Origin of the sequence: Parahaliea maris (assembly GCF_008064665.1) — a bacterium.
Classification (GTDB): Bacteria; Pseudomonadota; Gammaproteobacteria; order Pseudomonadales; family Halieaceae; genus Parahaliea; species Parahaliea maris.
Genome location: NZ_VRZA01000006.1, coordinates 201,924 through 217,452, shown reverse-complemented (window position 1 = coordinate 217,452; position 15,529 = coordinate 201,924). Strand labels below are relative to the sequence as shown.

Below are 15,529 nucleotides of genomic sequence, written 5' to 3'. Positions count from 1 at the left end.
TTCAAGTGTGGTTATTATTGTCGGTACACAGTAAAGCGAAGAGCACAATTCACAGTCTGCGGCAGCGAACTGCCCATAAGGGCATTCCGCGACTCGCTGCAAGTACATCCCTGTACGCTCCTAATCGGCATCCATGCCTCATAGGGTCGCTACACGCCCTTATGGACAGTACGCTTTCAACCCTAGCCAAAGCACTACGCAAAGTACTTCAATAACAAAGATTGCGGCTCCGATAGAACTTACAAGAGCGCAATCACCGATGCCATCCTCCCCGTCTCGCCATCCCGGCGATAGGAGAAGAAATCCTCAGCCTCGGTAAAAGTACAATGCTCTCCCCCATAAATGGCGCTCACACCCACGGATTTCAAGTGTAGACGAGCCAGGGCGTAGAGGTCGGCGAGGTAATGACCCGCTTTCGATGAGGGTCGGAAGCACGTAGTAAGGGCTGCGGGGGAACTGCGGTCGGCCAGTACCGCCAGAAAGGCTTCGCGCACCTCCGGCCCCACCTCAAAAGCGGACGGCCCGATGGCGGGCCCCATCCAGGCAAGCAAGTCATCCGCCGCTGCGGGCAGGGCTGCCACGGTGGCCTCCAGGACGCCTGCCTGCAGGCCCCGCCAGCCGGCATGGGCGGCGGCGACGCAGGTACCTGAGCGATCGCAGAAGAGGACGGGAAGACAGTCCGCGGTCAGTACCGCACTGGCAACCCCCGGCTCGGCGGCAACGCTGGCGTCGGCTTCGGGCAAGCCGTGGCCAGTGGCGGCGGTAACTTCGGTACCGTGAACCTGGTTCAGCCACTGGACCTCACATCCTGCAGGCAGCTGTTGCTGCAGTTGAAGGCGGTTTGCCGACACGGCGTCAGGCTGATCGCCGACGTGATGCCCGAGATTGAAGCTGGCATAAGGACCCCTGGAATGACCGCCCCGACGGGTTGTGGTGAAAGCCACGACATTGGCCGGAGCGGGCCAGCCGGCCTCAATAACCCGGAGCGTCACGGGCGGTGCCAACGGGGTCTTCTTCGGCCAGGATAGTCAGCAGTTCGTTGATATCGTCTGGTAAGGGGCACTCGAAATGCATGGGTTCACCCGTTTCCGGGTGCTCCAGGCCGAGCGCCTCGGCATGCAGGGCCTGGCGGGGGAAGCCGCGCAGGGCGGTAATCAGGCGCTCGGATGCGCCCTTGGGAATCCGCGGGCGGCCGCCGTAGACAGGGTCGCCAATCAGCGGGTACTTGCGGTGAGCCATGTGCACACGAATCTGGTGGGTGCGGCCGGTCTCGAGGCTGACGGCAATGCGGGTGTGGTGGCCAAAACGCTGGGTAACCCGGTAGTGGGTGATGGCGGGTTTGCCGCCAAAAGCCACCACGGCCATTTTTTTGCGGGAGCGGGGGTGGCGCCCCATGGGAGCATCGATGGTGCCGCCGCCGGTCATCGCGCCGATGCACACGGCGCAGTACTGCCGCTTGACGGTGCGCTCCTGCAGCTGGTCCACCAGGTCGTGGTGGGCCTGCAGGGTCTTGGCGGCCACCATGATGCCGGAGGTTTCCATGTCCAGGCGGTGGACGATACCGCCGCGGGGGAGCTGCGCCATGGCCGGCGCATGGTTCAGCAGCGCATTGACCAGGGTCCCGTCGGCATGACCTGCCGCGGGATGCACCACCAGGCCGGCGGGCTTGTTCAACACGAGGATGCTGTCATCCTCGTAGATGATGTCGAGCTCGATGTCCTGGGGCTTCCAGCTGACCTCGTCCTCCAGTTCCGCCTCGAGGGACAGTTTCCCCCCGGCCCGCACCTTGTCGCGGGGGCGACAAGTGGCGCCGTCCAGTCGCAAATCACCCCGTTTGATCCAGCTCTGGAGCCGGGAACGGGAGTAATCCGGGAACAGGCGCGCTGCGGCTGCATCGAGCCTTTCGCCATCGAGTTCGGCCGGAATATCGGCCTGTTCGCGGATAGTGTCCGCCATATGCTCCCTTTGCTCCTGTATAGGGGTTCACGCAGCCGGGTACGGGCTGCCGGTGCCTGTTTAAGCCCTCGCGCCACTGTGGTTAAATACGCCACCACAGTTCCGTCACAGTCTAACACGCGAGCGGTCACCAACTTGTTGAAATCACTGAAAATCATTGCCCTGCTGGCGATTGTCGGAGGCCTGGCGGCCTGTTCCGGCAACGATGGCCCGGATATTGCCGCCGACGCCGGCGAGCAGCAGATGTACGAGGAAGCCCAGCGCTACCTCAACAACAGCAACTACGACCTGGCGGTACGCAGCCTGCAATTGCTGGAGTCTCGCTACCCCTTCGGCAAGTACGCCGAACAGTCACAACTGGAAATCATCTACGCCCACTACGGTGCCTACGAGCACGAGGCGGCAGTGGAAGCGGCGGATCGCTTCATTCGCCTCCACCCCCAGCACCCCAATGTGGATTACGCCTACTACATGAAGGGCCTGGCGGCCTACACCGGTGGCCAGGACCTGTTTGCCCGCTTTGTGCCCACCGATGAGACCAAGCGCGACACCAGCCAGGCCAAGGAGGCCTTCGCTGAATTCGCCCAATTGGTATCTCGCTACCCCGACAGCCCCTATGCCGCCGACGCCCGGGCGCGTATGGTCTATCTGCGCAACCTGCTGGCCCGCCACGAAATCAACGTCGCCAATTACTATTTCCGCCGCGGTGCCTACCTGGCAGCGGCGAACCGCGGCCGCTACGTGGTGGAGCATTTCCAGCACACCCCGGCAGTAGCCGACGGTCTGGCGGTAATGGCCCAGGGTTACATCCTGCTGGGCATGAATGACCTGGCCCAGGACGCCATCAATGTACTGGCACTGAACTATCCGGAGCACCCCTCCCTCAACAGGAACGGCGAGTTCGAGAGCTCTTACACCCTGGAGGGCGTACAGCGCTCCTGGATCAACAAGCTCAGCTTCGGCCTGTTCGACCCGCCGGAGCCACCCCAGTTCGACAGCCGGGAGCAGTACGAGGGCTGAACAACCCTCCCCCGGAGCGCTGACCCGCGCTAGTCGCCGAGGGTCCAACCAGCAGTGATCGGGTAGCGCCGGTCCCTACCAAAGCCACGCTGGGTAATCCGCACCCCGATCGGCGCCTGGCGCCGTTTGTATTCGTTGAGGTCCACCAGCCGCAGCACCCGGTGCACGTCGTCCGGGTCCATCCCCGCGGCGATGATGGCCGAGGCGCTGCAGTCCTGCTCCACGTACATCTCCAGGATGCGATCCAGCACGTCGTACTCGGGCAGGCTGTCCTGGTCTTTCTGGTCCGGGCGCAGCTCGGCGGAGGGTGGGCGCTCGATCACCCGCTCCGGTATGCAGGGCCCGAGGGCGTTGCGATAGCGACACAGTTCATACACCAGCGTTTTCGGCACATCCTTCAGTACATCGAATCCACCGGCCATGTCCCCATAGAGGGTCGAATAGCCTACCGCCAGTTCGCTCTTGTTGCCGGTCGTAAGGACCAGCAGGCCCTTCTTGTTGGAGATGGACATCAGCAATACTCCGCGACAGCGGGCCTGCAGGTTTTCCTCGGTGGTGTCGGGCGCCAAACCGGCAAACTCTTCGCTCAGCGAGGCCATAAAGGACTCGTACATGGGTTCGATGGAGATTACCTTGTGCTGTACTGCCAGGGTGCGGGACTGCTCGGCGGCGTCCTCCACACTCATCTGGGAGGTATATCGGAAGGGCATCATGATGGCCTCGACCCGGTCAGGCCCCAGCGCCTCGACCGCCACCGCCAGGGTCAGGGCAGAATCCACACCGCCTGAAAGGCCCAGTACGACTCCACGGAAACGGTTCTTGTTGACGTAGTCCCGCACCCCCAGCACCAGGGCGTGCCAGGTGGCTGCCAGTTCGTCCAGGGCCGGTGCGATGTCGAGACCGGTAAACGCCACACCGGCGTCCTCGCAGTGCGCCTGCAGCCAGTATTCCCCCTCATCGAAATTGGGGGCAGCGGCACAGACTTCACCGGCAGCAGAGACGGCAAAGGAACCGCCATCAAACACCAGTTCATCCTGCCCACCCACCTGGTTCACGTAGACAATGGGCAGACTGGCGCTACGCGCCCGTTCACTCACCAGGCGCCAGCGTTCATCCCGCTTCCCGCGGTGATAGGGAGAGGAATTGATATTGATCAGCAACTGGGCACCCGCTTCAGCGGCCTGGCGGGTGGGGCCCGGCTCCCAGATGTCCTCGCAGACCGTCAACCCGACTCGCACCCCCTGGATGTCGACAACGCAGGGGGAGTCGCCGGGCTGAAAGTACCGCTTCTCGTCGAATACCTGGTAGTTGGGCAGGCACTGCTTGCGGTACTCCGCCACGACCCGGCCACGGTGCAGAACGCCGGCGACGTTATACAGGGCCCCGCTAATACGCCGCGGGTAGCCAAGCACGATCCAGCCATCGCCGGTCATGGCGGCACAGATTTGCTCCAGCGCCTTGGCTACGCGGATTTCGATACTGGGGCGCAGTAACAGGTCCTCCGGCGGGTAACCGCTCAGGGTTAGCTCAGGGAACACCACGACCGGAGCCGCGTGCTCGTCCTCGGCACGTCGCAGGGTGTCAATCACCTTGGCGGTATTGACCTCGAAGCCTCCCACCAAGGTGTTCATCTGGGCCATGAGGATATTGAGAGTTGTCATGCTGTCTTACCTGAAAGAGCTACCTGTACCGCGTGAGGGGCGTATTTTCCGGGAAAGCGCAAGTCATGGCCAGCCCCAGGCAGCAACCCGAACGTGCCCGCAGTCGACACGGCAGCCACGAGTACTGTTAAACTGGACCCGGTTGCGCAATGCCCACCAATAACAAGACGACACGGTACCCACTTGACCCGGCCAGCGATACTTACCAACCCCGTCAACCAGACCAGCGGCCGGCAGAACACCACCCTGTTCCGTATCTATGTCGCCTATCGCTCACTGCTGTCGGTGGTGCTGCTGATCATGTTGATCAGCCCCAACACGCGCCAGTTGGTCGGCGGCCAGAACCCGTCGCTGTACCTGGTCGTCGCTCTGGCCTACGTGGCCACCAGTGTGGTGCTCATGGGCTCCCTGTCCGCAAACTGGCACCATAATCGCCGCTTCCTGTTCCTGGTCTTCCTGGTCGATATCGGCGCCATCATCCTGTTGTCCGACGCCAGTGGCGGCATGATCAGTGGCCTGCCGGTGCTGCTGGTCATTACCGTGGCGGCCAGTGCCGTGATGATCAGCCACCGCACCCTGGCCACCCTGGTGGCGGCCCTCAGTGTACTGGCGGTGTTGCTCGATACCGTGCGCCTGATCATTACCGACCAGTTGTCTTTCAATGCCCTGTTCCCGGCCGGCCTGCTTGGCCTGTTGCTGTTCAGCGTATCCATCATGGTGCAGGTTATCGCAGTCCGCCTGGATCGCGCCGAAGAACTGGCACGGAGCCGGGCCGGCGACCTCTACAATCTGCAGCGGCTCAATGAGCAGATTGTGCAGCACATGCAGGCCGGCATCCTGCTGGTGGCGGGCGACGGCCGGGTGAGAGTCATGAACAAGGCCGCCACCAGTCTGCTGGCCCCGGAACGCCCGGTCACCGTGGAACAGGGGCGCCAGCTGGCAGAATACAGTGAAGACCTCGCACTGCAGTTTGAACACTGGCGTGACAGCGGCCTCCACCGGGCACAACCTTTTCAGGTGCAATCCGGAGGGCCGCCCGTCATTGCCAACTTCCGCGAACTGCAGCCCGGCAGCGAGGGGGAAGCCCTGGTCTTCGTGGAAGACTACACCCCGGTCACACAGTACGCCCAGGCCCTCAAACTGACCTCCCTGGGGCGCCTGACCGCCAGCATCGCCCACGAAATTCGCAACCCGTTGGGCGCCATCAGCCATGCTGCCCAGTTACTCAAGGAATCCCCGGACCTGGGCTCGGCCGATCACCGCATGGCGGAAATCATCCAGGAAAACAGCGTCCGGGTGAACCAGATCGTGGAAAGCGTGATGCAAATATCCCGGCGCGAGCCACCCCGGCCGGAGTACCTGCTGCTGGCAGACTGGCTGGCAAAATTCGTGGGCGACTACCTGGATACCCTGCACCGGCCCGCCGGTATTACGGTCAACTGCCCCTATCGCGACCTGCTGGTGGAGTTTGACCCCGAGAACCTGCGCCGGGTACTCACCAATCTGCTCGATAATGCCCTCCGGCACAGCAAACTCGCCACCGGTCACGAGCGGGCCCGGGTGGAAGTGGCACTCGACTTCCAGGTCACTCAATGTTTTATCGATGTCATCGACGAGGGGCACGGCGTGCCGCCCGGCGATCGCGGCAAGCTGTTCGAGCCATTTTTCACTACCGTGGAATCCGGCAGTGGCATGGGACTGTACCTGTGTAAGGAGCTCTGCGAAATCAACAACGCCTCGCTGAGCTACCAGCCCACGGAAGACGGCGAAAGCCGCTTTCGTCTGGCTCTGAGTAAACGTGCCCTATAAACTGACTCGATGAAACAGACCGTACTCATTGTCGACGACGAACCCGCCATCCGCGAGTTGCTGGAGATAACCCTGAGTCGCATGGGGCTGGACACCGTCAGCGCGGCCAGCCTGGGCGAAGCCGAGGCCAAGCTACGGGAGCGCCCCCCCAACCTCTGCCTGACCGACATGCGCCTGCCGGATGGCAACGGCATCAGCCTGGTGGAGTCGATCGCCGCCGAGTTTCCCGATATCCCGGTCGCCATGATCACAGCCCACGGCAGCGTGGAAACGGCCATCACCGCCCTGAAGGCGGGGGCGTTCGACTTTATCAGCAAGCCGATCGAACTCGAGGGTCTGCGCAACCTGGTGAGCAGCGCCCTGCGCCTGGCCGAGCCCGAAGCGCCTGAACCGCCTGCGAATGGTTCCACCCGCGGCCCCGAACTGATCGGTGAAAGTCCCGCCATCAAGACCCTCCGCCAGCAGGCACTGAAGCTCGCTCGCAGTCAGGCGCCGGTCCACATTCAGGGGGAGTCGGGCAGCGGCAAGGAAGTCGTCGCCCGGCTGATCCACAACCATGGCCCCCGTGCAGCTGCGCCTTTTGTCGCGGTGAACTGCGGCGCCATACCCCACGAGTTGATGGAGAGCGAACTGTTCGGCCATGTCAAAGGCAGCTTCACCGGCGCCAACCGCGACAAGCCCGGACTGTTTCAGGCCGCCGAAGGTGGCACCCTGTTCCTGGACGAGGTGGCCGACCTACCCCTTGTCATGCAGGTCAAACTCCTGCGCGCCATTCAGGAAAAAGCGGTGCGTCCTGTCGGTAGCAGTGAGGAAATCCCCACCGATGTCAGGGTGCTCAGTGCGACCCACCGGGATCTGGCAGCCGAGGTAGCCGCCGGGCGTTTTCGCAATGACCTCTACTACCGTATCAACGTGATCGACGTCCACGTTCCCCCCCTGCGCCAGCGACTCGACGACCTGCCCGCCCTGGTGGCGCGGATCATCCAGCGGATTGCGGGGGAGAACGGGGAGCGCCCCCAACTACAACCCTCCGCAATGAACGCGATGCGCGCCTACGATTTCCCCGGCAATGTGCGCGAGCTGGAGAACATCATCGAGCGGGCGTGGGCGTTGAGCGACGGCCAGCAGATCAGCGCGGAGGACCTGCAACTCAACCCCCGCAATACCGTCGCCGATACGCCTGCGGCGCCAGTGATGACGGGCGGGATAGATTACGAGGCAGCGATCGGCGACCTCGAGGGCTACCTGGAGGATGTCGAGCGGCAGATTCTCAGTGCCGCGCTGGAGCAGTGCCGCTGGAACAAGACAGCCACGGCCAAACTGCTCGGGGTCAGCTTCCGCAGCCTGCGGTACCGGCTGCAGAAACTGAAGCTGGACGACTGAGCTACCAACACTCTTCCACAGCCCCGGGCTGTGCCTCGCGCGCACCTCTACCGTCCACTGCCAATTCCTGACAACGGGCATCCCGCCGCTGCCGCAACTGGGCAATGGCTCTCAACTGGTAGCCCAGCCCGGTGGCTGCGGTCAGGGTGATACGGTAGCTGCGCTGCCTGGAGTCCGGCTCGACGGCCCGCCCCTCGGCGTCGATGGCATACACCTCGCTGGCGAAGCCGAGTTCGTTAAAGGTTTCGGCATACCGGTGATGGTGAACAAAAAAGCGCTCCTGCCGGGCGCGTAGCTGCTCCAGTACGGCGAGCGCGGTAGTTCGTTTGACTCGTAGCATCTGGCGTTCGTAGCCCGGCAGGGCGACACCCAGCAGGATCGCGACAATCGCGGTGACGACCAGCAATTCCACGAGTGAAAAGCCGCCAGCCGGGAACTGACTCCCAAAGCTGTTCCGCCCCGGCCTAGAGATCATCGCGCCCGGGCTCGCGCCAGTAGAGCTGGAAGAATGTCTTCCCTTGCTGCGGGATCAATTTGCGGGCAGGCTTATCGCTGCCTTCCTCGCCAGCCGGCGAGCCCGAGCCGGGCAATAGCAGGGCGTCACCCACCGCGACCACCCCGTGAGAAAGTCCGTCAGCGACCATGTCGGCTCTCCCGCCTTCCTCGACTGCGCTGCCATCTGCGAGGTTGATCCGGTAGAGCAAGCTGCGCCCTGTTCCCCCCCTACAACGCTCGGACTGAGTTGGCGGCACAAAGGTGGTGAAGAAGACCTCCCCCGCCTCCGTCAGGGGCGTCGACAGCCCTTTTTCTCCGACCCCGGAGAACATCAGGCGCCAACCGTTCACGTTACTTCCGGCGCACTCCGCGTCGTCAGCGGGATTGCATGTCGAAAGGTCGGGGAGCGTGGTGATTGCTATCGGGGCGCGCTGGGGGAGTTCGGGAGGTCCCGGCTCAATGGCGTAGTCCCTCAGATAGAACAGTCCATCCCGTACCCCGGTATCACCTGCCGCGGCGCGGTTGCCGCTGGCAATCAGCACACCATCGAAGGGCCTGCCCCCGGCGTCCACACTGCGAACCAGGTCAGGGGGGTGAAAGAAACGGCGATCGTCCTCTGCCGACTCACCGTCCAACTGGGCAAATTTGCTGAGGGACCAGTTGCGCGCCCTGTGGCCGGGACCTTCCCCCGGCGGTAGATCCACCCGCCAAACCGCCCCGCCACTGTCACCCAGATACAAACGATAGATGACCCCACTGCTGTCACGTAACGCTGCAGGGCCTGAGGGAAAGCTGTCGCTGAGCCCCGGATGCTCGAAACGGGTATCCGTGCCTTCCACGGTGCTGCCGCGCACTGCCTTCCAGAGCAATTCGCCGGACTGGGCATCCACCACGAAAATGGCGTTACCGATCGGGTCCTCACTACTGCCGCTGTCTTTGCCGAGGGGCTGGCCTGTATCGTCGGTTCCTCCGTAATAGCCACCTGTCAGGATGACCACCTCTCGCGACTCGGCAGCAAAACGAACACGACCCACCACAGGCTCAGCGAAGCTCAAGCCCAGTTCGGCGAAATGCGCGCCAGGGTCGCTGTCGATGTGCCAACGCAGAACGGGGGCGACATTCGGGTCGCTCACATCCAGTGCATAGTAGTGGGCACCTCCCCGGCGCAGGCCGAAGAAGAGCCAGGCGCGGTCGCCCTCATCGGCGACAATCTGGCCGTCACCGTTGCGATCCCGGAGCAGCGCAACAGGAGCTCCGTCCACGCCATACAAGCCCTCACCGGCGTCGCCCTGTTCCCGCCTGGCCCGTTGAACCTCCAGCAGGGCGCGGGGAATAAAACCAAACCTTTCCCGGCCGCTTTCCTCTCCCTCCGCAGTGGTGTTGTCAAAGGCGTGCAATAACCCGTGATTACTGCCCACGAAAATACGCACCAGAGGATTGGCAGTACTGTAACCGGACTGGGCACCGTAGTTGATGACGGCAGGACGGGAGTGAACCAACGCCCCCAGCAACCAGTCGCGCAGTTCCGTCGTATCACCATCGCCGTCTTCGTCATCCACGTCTTCCCCCCGCAGCCAGCGCAACCAGTCGAGGGCCTGTTCCGTGTCGGCCGGCATGAGCTCTGCCATCAGATACGGGGCGGCAGTGAGAGTAGCTTCCTCCGGTTCCAGCGCGATCAGGGCGTTGTCTGAACCGTTGGCGACAACCGGCGGTTCGAGGTAAAGCTGGCGGCCGCCTGGAACATCACTGGCTTCTAGCCCGTACGCCATCAGTTGACCAGCGCCGCCCAGCAGGACCTGATCGCCATCCACGCCGCCCGCCCCTGCCGGAAGCATCTCGGCCAGTGTCCAGAATGTCAGTGCTTCCTGCTTTAATTGGCCCATAGTAGGGCCATTGGGTTCCAGCGCGACACGACCCAGTGCATCCCGGTAACCCGTTAGCCCGGGGTCCTCATCGGCCCCGGCAGGTGGGACCAGCTCCAGCTTTTTCAGGTTGCCAGGCCAGCCCACCCGGCTCGAACCGGCAAAGAGCGGCAGGAAAACCTGGCCCCGTCGCGACCCAGCCGGAGGCAGGATTCCAGGTGCGGCCAGGGTCAGGGCTCGCGGGGACGGGTCCTGCAACAAGCTCGATAACTGCTGTTCAAGCGCCCTGGGCTGCACGAGTTGAAGCACGGAATAACTCCCTGCGGAGCTACCCATTGCCTCCAGTACTGTGGCTGCCTCGTCCGACGTCGCCAGCAAGGTCTGCGAGATGAACTGCCGATTCGGTAGCGACGGGAACAGGTCGGCCAACTCACCGTGAAGGGTCAACTCACCGTGAAGATAGCTGAGTAAGGCCCCAGGGGAGGCGAGAACTACCTCGGGTAGCACCGAGGTAGGTTCCAGGGCCGCGCTATCCAGATCTACCCAGCGCTCCGGGGTGGCGTGACTGAGCAGCATCGTATACAGGCGGGGGCACGCGCCCTCCGGCATGGGCATCTCGCCATCCTCAGTCAACCGCAACCAGTCGGGGTAAATCGCCAATGGCGAACCGAGGGGTGCTGCCTCTGGCTGCAGCCGAGAGGGTAACGACCACAGCGCCGTCTCCAGGCGTCCGCGAGCCTGCGCCACTTCCTCAAAGGGCTGCAACACTTCTGTGCTGCCTCCCTGCCGCAGTATGAACGCAGCGCGTACGGTATCGAACCGTGGCTTCGACAGTACCGAGGACAACACGGCCAGGGTGACTTCCAGGCGGGTTACCGGCACATCGCCTGTAGCTTCTCCAGACGCGCCAATGCGCTGTTCCGCCAGCCGCTCAAAGGCGTCGGGCGACAGATAGGGAGGGCGGCATTCTGCCAGGGTGCTGCAGGCAGGCGCTGCACTGGCGCTGTCCAAGTCAATGCCCAGTAGCAGGTGATCCGCGCCCAGCCCCTCACGACGGTAGATGGCGGTATCATCTGCTTGTAGGCCGACGAGCTGCCCGACAAGCAGCAACAGGCCGAGAACATAGTGCCTCCACATGGCTCATCCCTCCCTAGTTCGCCAACCCACGGCGCCTGGCAATACCCACGGCAACCACAGCCGCTCCGCCGCGGGCATCGCGTTCATCCAGCTCCACCAGCGCTTCAAATCGCTCGAAGTCAAAGCGGCCGACACTGAAGGCGTCTGCCTCCGGCGCCCTGAGAATCAACGCCCCCGCCACGGGGCCCGTTCGCTCGATGTGATAGTGGAGACTTTCAGGCCTGTCTGGCAGGGCGACCGTGGCAGGCAGCTGAAGAACCGCCTGATCGCACAAGCCCAGAGCAGCACAGCGACGCTCACCCAATGCCAGCCCTGAGCTAAACCCCTGCGGTTGCGCCGCCAGTGCCCGAGTTGCGCCTACCGCCATTTGCCGCAGAGCCTCCTGTTGCTGACCATTGCCCGACAGACGATATTCCAGCGTACTGTTGCGGGCGGCACCGGCTGCCATCAGTGCGAGGAGCAGGAGAAAACACAGGGCCATCGGCAGCACGACTCCCCGCACCGATCGGCCGGCACCCGCGGCACCGGTTTGCAGCCTCACCGCCCGGCCCCTCTCAGGGGATGGTGATTACGCAGCGCCACCGTGGCGCTGAACCACTGCCGCAGGTAGCCATCGTCGTCGAGGCCACTATTGCGCCCAGCCTCGCCTCCTCCGCGTATCCCGGGCACGGGATTCAGGCTCCGGATCAGCAGGGCTACCCGGGCAACCGTCGCCTGATCCAGTTCCAGGGCCGTCGGCCGGTCGCTGAAACGCTCCGCGCGGCCGTCCCTGTCTGCATCCAGGCCAAAACTGAACTGCAGGTCCTCCACCCCTTCCACAAGGCATTCCGCCGGCCCCATGCTGTTCGCCGACAAGCGTTCGACACAGAGCGTCGGCACGCCATCGCCGGCCTGCGACCACGGACGGATAAAAAATATGGCGGCATAGGCTTCCCAGAAGTACTGGCCCATCCCGTTGCTTCCGGCCGGAAAATCGCCGCCGTCGGGTACGTAATACCAGCGCGCCGTGCCTGCCTGCTCATCCGCTTGCAAGTACCACTGGGATGCTTCCGCGCCACTCACCCCCGTTGCGAGTTCTCCCCGGGCCAGCGTGGGCTCGGCCGCCGTTCGCTTGATCACCAGGACATCGGTACCTGGAGCAATCCCCCCGGTGCCGGAGGGAAGACAGTCCAGCGCCTGACCGTGCACACTGAGGCGGGACGAGGATGCCACGTCGTCGATCAGGTCGATGGCCGGAAGCGGTTCCAGCGACCAGCCCGTTAGCGCGCCGCAGCCCGGTGCCGATGGGTTGCGAGGAATGTTCGAGGTAGCCGTTAAACGACCGTAGAAGCCCGCCATCAACAGTTCGTGCTGCAGCAGTGACAGGGCATAGCGACCCGCCTGCTGTAGCCGGGCTCCTTCCGCCTCCACCAGCGACTGTCGCCGGCTCTCCAGGTACACCAGGACGATACCGGACATCAACAGCAAACCCAGTGCCAGGGCGATCATCAGCTCCAGCAGCGAAAAGCCACCCTTACGCTGCCGCTTGAGAGGCGACCTACCATTCCCCGACATGGCTGACCATCCTCATCATCTGCCGGCTGCTATCGCCCTCTCCCTCTCCCTCTCCAATACAAACCGGAGCGGATTCAGCAACCGCGCCCTCCCCTGCCTCGACCACCGCGCTGTGCCAGCTCACCTCCACTCCCACCTGCCCCCCGTCGTGGTAAACACAGAGCTGCCCCATGACCAATCCACCGTCCGCGCGCGGCCCGGCGTCAGCACCTGCGAGTGGCGTCAAACCTCCAAGGCGAAGGTGCCACTGGTAAGCGTCGAAGCTCACCCGCTCATGGCTGGAACAGGTTTGCGCACCACAGTCCCGGGCCAGTTCCCTGCCGGCCTCATAGCGAATGAGGCCCAGGGCCTGATAAGCATCCAACTCATTGCGGTTCTCGTGGACACGGGTCAGAACATCCCGGGCAAGGCCACTCGCCGTAGTGCGTTGAGCGGCATCGAATAGTTCCAACCGGGCCAGCCCCTGCAGTCGAATCAGCCCCAACAACCCCACCGCAAGCACCAGCAGGGTGATGGCAACCTCGATCAGGGTGGCGCCGCGCGCCCCGGGACAACGATGCTCAGACTGCCTCACAACGCCCCCAGTCACGCGCCAGCCGCGCTCGCCCCACCCGGTTGATCACCACGCTCCAGCCAGCCAGGTCCGGCCGCTGGCGGGAGCAGACCGACAGCGTGAGATTCCGGCGTGTAGCCCCGTCCGGGTAATAGGTGAATGCCCCGACAGCGTCTGCTCCGGCTCTGTCTGCCACCCGATAGCCATCAGGTACGGAGTGGTAGAGGCGCAGCAGCCTGGCCGGCTCGATCACGGCATCCTGAGGAAGACCCTCCAGCACCAGCCAGCCGTCTCCATAGGTACCGCCACAGCGTAGTTCGCCTGCGGCAGCCTGTACTGCGGGGCAGATACTGACCGGCCGGAAGCGGGCCGCCGCCTCACTTCGTGCCAACTGGACTGCATTCAGCAGCCGCGACCCTTCACTGCGCAATTGCGCCTGCAGCAACAGGGATTGCATCGACGGCGCGGCAAGGCCGAGGACCACGGCCAGTACCGCCAGCGCTATCAGCAACTCCATCAGTGTCAAACCCCCACTCCGGCGCGCCGGGCGCACCGGGTGGGGTCGGAACATCCTGTTCACGGCACACCTCCCTGTCAGGGGCAGTCTAGGCCGCCGGGAAGGTGTTACCAGTCAACGGAGGAATGTGATGAAAGGTGGCCGCTTCGGCTGGGCCACCGGAGAGAATTCAGATATTTTTCGCGGCGATCCGCAACTCTTTGGGGAGAGAGAAGGTGACATTTTCCGGCCGGCCCTGCACTTCCACCGGTTCGCTGGCGCCCAGCTCACGCAGGCGATCGACCACTTCCTGCACCAGCACCTCCGGTGCCGACGCGCCCGCCGTAATGCCGATGCGCGACTTTCCCTGCAGCCAGGCCGGGTCGATATCCTCGGGGCCGTCGATCAGGTAGCCACTGGCCCCCATGCGCTCGGCCAGTTCCCGCAGACGGTTGGAATTAGACGAATTCGGTGACCCCACCACCAGTACCAGATCGCAGCTCGCCGCCAGTTCCTTGACCGCGTCCTGTCGGTTCTGGGTGGCGTAGCAGATATCGTCCTTGCGCGGGCCGCAGATGGCCGGGAATCGCGCTCGCAGGGCATCGATCACCCTGGCGGTATCATCCATGGACAGGGTGGTCTGGGTGACGTAGGAAAGATGCTGGGGGTCGCGAACCTCGAGGGAAGCGGCCTGCTCTTCGTCCTCTACCAGGTAGATTTCGCCACCCGCGCTGTGATCGTACTGCCCCATGGTGCCTTCCACCTCGGGGTGGCCGGCATGACCGATCAGGATGCACTCACGGCCCTGGGCGCTGTAGCGGGCGACTTCCATATGCACCTTGGTCACCAGGGGGCAGGTGGCGTCGAAGACTTTCAGGCCGCGCCCGGCCGCCTCGTTGCGCACCGCCTGGGACACACCGTGGGCGCTGAAGATAACGATGCAGTCGTCCGGTACCTCGTGCAGTTCATCGACGAACACGGCGCCGCGTTCCCGCAGGTTACCCACGACAAATTTGTTGTGCACCACTTCATGGCGGACATAGATCGGAGCGCCGAACAGGTCCAGTGCCCGGTTCACGATATCGATGGCGCGGTCTACGCCAGCGCAGAATCCGCGGGGATTGGCGAGCTGAATTTGCAAACTGACAGCCTCCATTAGTGCAGCTCGGTGGGCTCCACCCGGTGAATGTGCACGTCAAACAGGATTGTACGCCCCGCCAACGGGTGGTTGAAGTCCACCGTCACCTCCTCGTCGTCGAAAGACACAATCAGGCCGGGCAGTTCACCACCGCCGGCATCGGCAAAGGAAAACACCAGGCCGATTTCCAGTTCCACGTCGTCATCGAAGTGCGACCGCGGAATCACCTGCACATTGTTGTCATTGGGCTGGCCAAAGGCATCCTCCGGCAGCACGGTGTAAACCTGCCGCTGACCGGGGTGCATGCCGAAGATACAGCGTTCAAAGCCGGGCAGCAGACTGCCGTCGCCCACGGCGAAATCCACCGGCTCGCCGCCGAAGTTGGAATCCACCTCGGAACCGTCTTCCAGGCTCACGGAAAAATTGAGATATACGCGAGTGCCCTCGCTAACGGGTACATCCACC

Annotated in this window: 14 protein-coding genes; 3 read left to right on the top strand and 11 right to left on the bottom strand. The window is 63.5% G+C overall.

Annotated elements, in window-relative coordinates:
- Window positions 1-239: 239 nt before the first annotated feature.
- Complete coding sequence (pgeF, locus tag FV139_RS16690; protein WP_235898692.1) at window positions 240-944, bottom strand: peptidoglycan editing factor PgeF; 705 nt, start codon at window positions 942-944, stop codon at window positions 240-242.
- A 28-nt stretch (window positions 945-972) separates the two neighbouring features.
- Window positions 973-1,956, bottom strand: coding sequence for a 23S rRNA pseudouridine(1911/1915/1917) synthase RluD (gene rluD, locus FV139_RS16685; protein WP_148069597.1), 984 nt, complete (start codon window positions 1,954-1,956; stop codon window positions 973-975).
- Between the two features lie 135 nt (window positions 1,957-2,091).
- On the opposite strand from rluD, the gene FV139_RS16680 reads away from it, so the two are divergent.
- Complete coding sequence (locus tag FV139_RS16680) at window positions 2,092-2,976, top strand: outer membrane protein assembly factor BamD (protein ID WP_235898691.1); 885 nt, start codon at window positions 2,092-2,094, stop codon at window positions 2,974-2,976.
- Window positions 2,977-3,005: 29 nt separating this feature from the next.
- Here FV139_RS16680 and FV139_RS16675 read toward each other — a convergent pair whose 3' ends face one another.
- Complete coding sequence (locus FV139_RS16675; RefSeq protein WP_148069595.1) at window positions 3,006-4,637, bottom strand: NAD+ synthase; 1,632 nt, start codon at window positions 4,635-4,637, stop codon at window positions 3,006-3,008.
- A gap of 183 nt (window positions 4,638-4,820) precedes the next feature.
- On the opposite strand from FV139_RS16675, the gene FV139_RS21085 reads away from it, so the two are divergent.
- A complete protein-coding gene (locus tag FV139_RS21085; RefSeq protein WP_235898690.1) occupies window positions 4,821-6,446 on the top strand; it encodes a sensor histidine kinase in 1,626 nt (541 codons plus the stop codon).
- Between the two features lie 9 nt (window positions 6,447-6,455).
- Window positions 6,456-7,829 carry a sigma-54-dependent transcriptional regulator gene (locus tag FV139_RS21080; protein WP_187276598.1) on the top strand — a complete coding sequence of 458 codons (1,374 nt, stop codon included), beginning with the start codon at window positions 6,456-6,458 and terminating at the stop codon, window positions 7,827-7,829.
- A 1-nt stretch (window position 7,830) separates the two neighbouring features.
- On the opposite strand, the gene FV139_RS16665 is transcribed toward FV139_RS21080, so the two are convergent.
- From FV139_RS16665 to FV139_RS16630, 8 genes are all read right to left on the bottom strand, one after another.
- A complete protein-coding gene (locus tag FV139_RS16665; protein ID WP_148069651.1) occupies window positions 7,831-8,304 on the bottom strand; it encodes a type IV pilin protein in 474 nt (157 codons plus the stop codon).
- Window positions 8,294-11,323: a pilus assembly protein gene (locus tag FV139_RS16660; protein WP_148069594.1), complete on the bottom strand. Its 3,030-nt coding sequence runs from the start codon at window positions 11,321-11,323 to the stop codon at window positions 8,294-8,296. The genes FV139_RS16665 and FV139_RS16660 overlap by 11 nt, the downstream gene beginning before the upstream one ends.
- Window positions 11,324-11,336: 13 nt before the next feature.
- Window positions 11,337-11,864: a hypothetical protein gene (locus tag FV139_RS16655; protein ID WP_148069593.1), complete on the bottom strand. Its 528-nt coding sequence runs from the start codon at window positions 11,862-11,864 to the stop codon at window positions 11,337-11,339.
- The gene (locus tag FV139_RS16650) at window positions 11,861-12,877 is read right to left on the bottom strand and encodes a PilW family protein (protein WP_148069650.1); all 1,017 of its coding nucleotides are present in this window, start codon (window positions 12,875-12,877) and stop codon (window positions 11,861-11,863) included. Before FV139_RS16650 ends, FV139_RS16655 begins: the two co-directional genes overlap by 4 nt.
- Window positions 12,861-13,451, bottom strand: a complete 591-nt coding sequence (locus FV139_RS16645; protein ID WP_148069592.1) for a PilV family protein — start codon at window positions 13,449-13,451, stop codon at window positions 12,861-12,863. Before FV139_RS16645 ends, FV139_RS16650 begins: the two co-directional genes overlap by 17 nt.
- Complete coding sequence (locus FV139_RS16640; RefSeq protein WP_268939957.1) at window positions 13,438-14,001, bottom strand: GspH/FimT family pseudopilin; 564 nt, start codon at window positions 13,999-14,001, stop codon at window positions 13,438-13,440. Before FV139_RS16640 ends, FV139_RS16645 begins: the two co-directional genes overlap by 14 nt.
- 115 nt (window positions 14,002-14,116) lie before the next feature.
- Window positions 14,117-15,067, bottom strand: coding sequence for a 4-hydroxy-3-methylbut-2-enyl diphosphate reductase (gene ispH / locus FV139_RS16635; RefSeq protein ID WP_148069590.1), 951 nt, complete (start codon window positions 15,065-15,067; stop codon window positions 14,117-14,119).
- Between the two features lie 14 nt (window positions 15,068-15,081).
- Complete coding sequence (locus FV139_RS16630) at window positions 15,082-15,528, bottom strand: FKBP-type peptidyl-prolyl cis-trans isomerase (protein WP_148069589.1); 447 nt, start codon at window positions 15,526-15,528, stop codon at window positions 15,082-15,084.
- Window position 15,529 lies beyond the last annotated feature (1 nt).